Source organism: Nocardia sp. NPDC004123 (genome assembly GCF_053603795.1).
The window spans coordinates 1-3993 of record NZ_JBSGGG010000063.1 but is presented as its reverse complement, the minus strand read 5'-3'; the positions used below and the strand labels follow the sequence as shown (position 1 = coordinate 3993).

Sequence of the window (3993 nt, the reverse complement as noted above, 5' to 3'; positions counted from 1 at the left end):
GGGACATCTACGATCCCGTAGCCAACATCACCGCCGCCTGCAACTACGCCGCCGCACGCTACGGCTCCATGGACAACGTCAACTCCGCATACTGATCGTCGATAACCCGGCCCTCTATACAAGGGCGTGATCCTCGACTTCGGCCCGGCAATCTCGCAGCGTCGCGAGGTTGTCGGGCCGAGCCTCAACCAGCCACGCTGTGGCGTCACACTCACAGGTGCGGAACAGAGCGGCTCGGTTGTTTTCGGCGGTGACTACGCTGCCGGTCTGGCGGTATTGCGGTGTGGGCCAGGGCTTTTCGGGCTGATGGCCGCGACCTCGATGGTGCCTCGATCCTTCGCCCTCGAGCTTCCCCGAGTACCGGATTCCATTGCCGGCCGGCACGGTCACCGAATCTGTCGTTCGGCGTCCTCTGCGATCCAGGCCGCGATTTGCGCGCGGGAGGTGAATCCGAGCTTGGTGAGGATGTGCTCGACGTGGCCCTGGGCGGTGCGTTGGGAGATCACCAGTTTGGCGGCGATCTGCTTGTTGGTGAGGCCCTGCGCGATGAGGTCCGCGACCTGGTTCTCACGCTTGGTGAGCGCCGCGGCCGGACCCGATGCGGGCACGGTGTCGGCAGGTGTCTCACCGAGTGCATAAGCCACGGCATCGTCCATCCCCATCGCCCGGCCTTTGCGGAATGCCGCATCGAATCTGCGGGCGCCGAGAGCGGATCGCGTTGTCCGGACGCACTCGTCGTGATTGTCCACCATTGGCACGATGGGCGCAGGGTTCCCGAAGGACCGCCGTCCTTCTTCTGCGGCTCCCATCAGTACGGCTGCACGCTCGGCGTCACCGTTGGCACCGGCGACCCAGGCCAGCACCTCGAGGCTCAACGCGGCGACGAACGGACTGCGCATTCGCCGGTTGACTCGCAGAGCGTCCTCGAACAATTCGGTTGCACGGGACCGTTCACCTTGCCGCCAGGCGGCAACGCCCAGGCCCCACAACGCTAGCGACCGGAAGTACGATTCACCGACCTCTTCGGTGATGGAGATCAACTGCCGGTAACACTGGATCGCCACTTCTGTATCACCGGCCAGCGCGTGCACCCCACCGAGTCGGGCCAAAGCAACAGCGTAAAGGGATCCTTGCCGATTCGAGTCGAGCATCCTGACAGCGCGTTCCAAGCAGGAGACCGCTAGGGCAAGCTCACCGCGATAGAGCGCCACGATACCGTCGGCGTAGGCGATCAGTGCCTGGTTCATCGGGGTGGGAACCTGTTCGGCGAGCACGCGTCCCTCCTCTGCAAGGGCGGCAGCCGCCGGCACGTCGCCCTGCACCGCTGCCATGATGCAGCCGGCATGAAGGGCTCTGACACGATCGGGTACGGATTGCCGGGCCGGGTGGTGCAGGAGCCGGTTGATCCAACGGCGACCTTCGCTGTACAGACCTCGGAAAGTCCAGAACACGAATAGTGCGGCGGCGGTTTGCAATCCCGCCTCGGCTGCCTGCTCGGTGTCCTCGGCCAGGCTGTATTCGAGCGCGTCGCGCAGGTTGGGTTGTTCGCGTTCGAGCCTGGCGGTCCAGTAGGCCTGCCGGTCGCTGATCCACTCGGCCTCTGCGGCCAGCGCCAATTGCTGGTACCAGTCGCGGTGCCGGCGCCGTAGTTGCTGCTCCTCGCCGGCCTCGTGCAGCTTCTCTCGGCCGTAGTCGCGGACTGTCTCCAGCATCCGGAACCGCACCACACCATTCGACTCCTCGCGGATCACGATCGACTTGTCCATCAGCGAGGACAGCACATCGACCGGATCCTCGGGAGCAAGGTCGGCACCGCACACCTGTTCAGCGGCATCGAGTTCGAAGCCTCCGGCGAATATCGACAGCCTGGCCCACAACCGCTGCTCGGCCGGGCTGCACAATTCGTAGCTCCAGTCGACACACCATCGCAGGGCCTGCTGCCGGGTGGGCGCGGTACGGGTGGCACGGGTCAGCAGCGCGTATCGATCGTCGAGGCGCGCCAGGATCTGCTCGGGCGACATGGTGCGCATCCGCGCAGCCGCCAGCTCGATCGCCAGCGGCAATCCATCCAACCGGACACAGATCCGAGCCACGGCGGCCTTGTCGTCGTCGGACAGTTCCAGACCCGGCACCACCGCGGCCGCACGATCGGCGAACAAGGTCACCGCGTCGTTGCGTCGCAGTTCCCGCGGCGACGGCTCCCGATCCGGGTCCGGCATCGTCAGCGCCGGCACCAGCAGCACCGCCTCGCCGGCGATATCGAGCGGTTCGCGGGTGGTGACCAGAATCCGCAGGTCCGGACAACTCCGCAACCATGTCCCGACCAGTTCCGCCACCGCCGCCACCAGCTGCTCGCAGTTGTCCAGCACCAGCAGCGACTTCCGAGTGGACAGGAACTCGACCAACACCTCGGACAACGGCCGCGCCGGATCATCGCGCAAGTCCAGGGCGGCCGCCACCGCGTTGACCAGCAGGGACGGGTCATGGACATCGGCCAGCTCGACCAACCACACCCCGTCGGTGAACTCCCGGCGCGCGGTCGCCGCCGCCCGCAACGCCAGCCGGGTCTTGCCGACACCACCGATCCCGGTCAGCGTCACCAACCGGGCCGCCGACAGCAGATTCTTCAACTCCGCCAGCTCAGTGCGGCGGTCGACGAAACTGGTCAACTCCAGCGGCAATGTGCCCGCACTCCGGGAGATCGGCGGCACCGGTAGGCGCCACCCCGGCGTGGCGGGCTTGTCCCGGCGCTCTGGGGCCGGTTCGGGTTGCAACGCCATCTCTTCGACCGTAAACCCGTGGTGGCGCTGCGCGCGCTGGATCGACTCCCCCAGCGCCGCTGCCGACGGCCGTTGGAGGGGATCGCGGCTCATCGCCGCCGCGACCACCGCGGACACGTCGTCGGGGATGCCGCTGTCGCGCAGGTCCGGCACCGGCTGGGTGGTGATCCGCAGGAACTGGGTCACCACGTTCTCCCCGCTACGACGCTCGAACGCCGCATGCCCGGTCAACGCACAGAACAAAGTGGCACCCAGCCCGTAGACATCCGCGGCCGACGTGGGAGTCTGGCCCTCGAGCACCTCGGGGGCCGTGAACGCCGGCGACCCGGTCAGAGTGCCCGCGGTCGTCTGGAACCCCCCGGCGATCCGCGCGATACCGAAATCCGTGAGCGCCGGCTCGCCGTACTCGGTCAGCAGCACATTGCCCGGCTTCACATCCCGATGCACGATGCCGAGGCGACGCGCGCTCTCCAGCGCCCCTGCCATCTTCACCCCGATCCACAACACGGTCTCGACCGGCAGCGGACCCTGCCCGCGGATCCGTGCCTCCAGCGAGCCGACCGCGTGATATGGCATCACCAGATAGGGTCGCCCGCTCGCGGTGGCACCCGCCTGCAGCATCGTCACGATGTTCGGATGCCCGGTCAACCGGCCCATCGCCTGCTGCTCCCGGAAGAACCGCGCCCGGTTCTCTTCGTCCAGTTCGGCGGTGAGGATCTTCACCGCCACCGTCCGATCCAGCTCGGTCTGTGTGCAGCGGTAGACCACCCCGAAACCGCCCCGGCCGATCTCCTCGGCATCCTCGAACCCAGCTGCGGCCAATTCGTCCGTGACCGACTCGAACACGTCACGAACTGTCAGGAACCGATCGTCCTCACTCATCAGCGGCCCACCATTCACCGGCGTCCCGGCACCGAGCAACACCCGGCAAATCTTCGTCAACGCACAGCGTATCCCCGCCGAACCTCGGCAACCCGAGCTATCGGGAAGGCGCTCCAGAGTTGGAAAACGCGGTGCGAACAGCCGAATACAGGGACACGGGCCGGCCCGTTCCCGCAGCCGGGTCACGGGTCTCCACCGCTACGCGCGGACCCCGCACGCGGATTGAGCAAGAAGCAGAAATAGGTATGTCTCGGGTAGATCGGCCGTCGTGCCGACACAGGCCCGCAATCAATGCTGTCTTCACTGCCGACGCGGCCGATTCACCCGAAAC

At 66.7% G+C, this 3993-nt stretch carries 1 protein-coding gene and 1 pseudogene; one reads left to right on the top strand and one right to left on the bottom strand.

Annotation, left to right across the window (positions count from 1 at the left end; translation table 11 throughout):
* Positions 1–95 (top strand): annotated as a pseudogene (locus tag ACWEQQ_RS44855) (transglycosylase SLT domain-containing protein); the annotation flags it as partial.
* A 291-nt stretch (positions 96–386) separates the two neighbouring features.
* On the opposite strand, the gene ACWEQQ_RS44850 reads toward ACWEQQ_RS44855, so the two are convergent.
* A complete protein-coding gene (locus tag ACWEQQ_RS44850) occupies positions 387–3662 on the bottom strand; it encodes a protein kinase domain-containing protein (protein ID WP_452352544.1) in 3276 nt (1091 codons plus the stop codon).
* Positions 3663–3993: the final 331 nt, after the last annotated feature.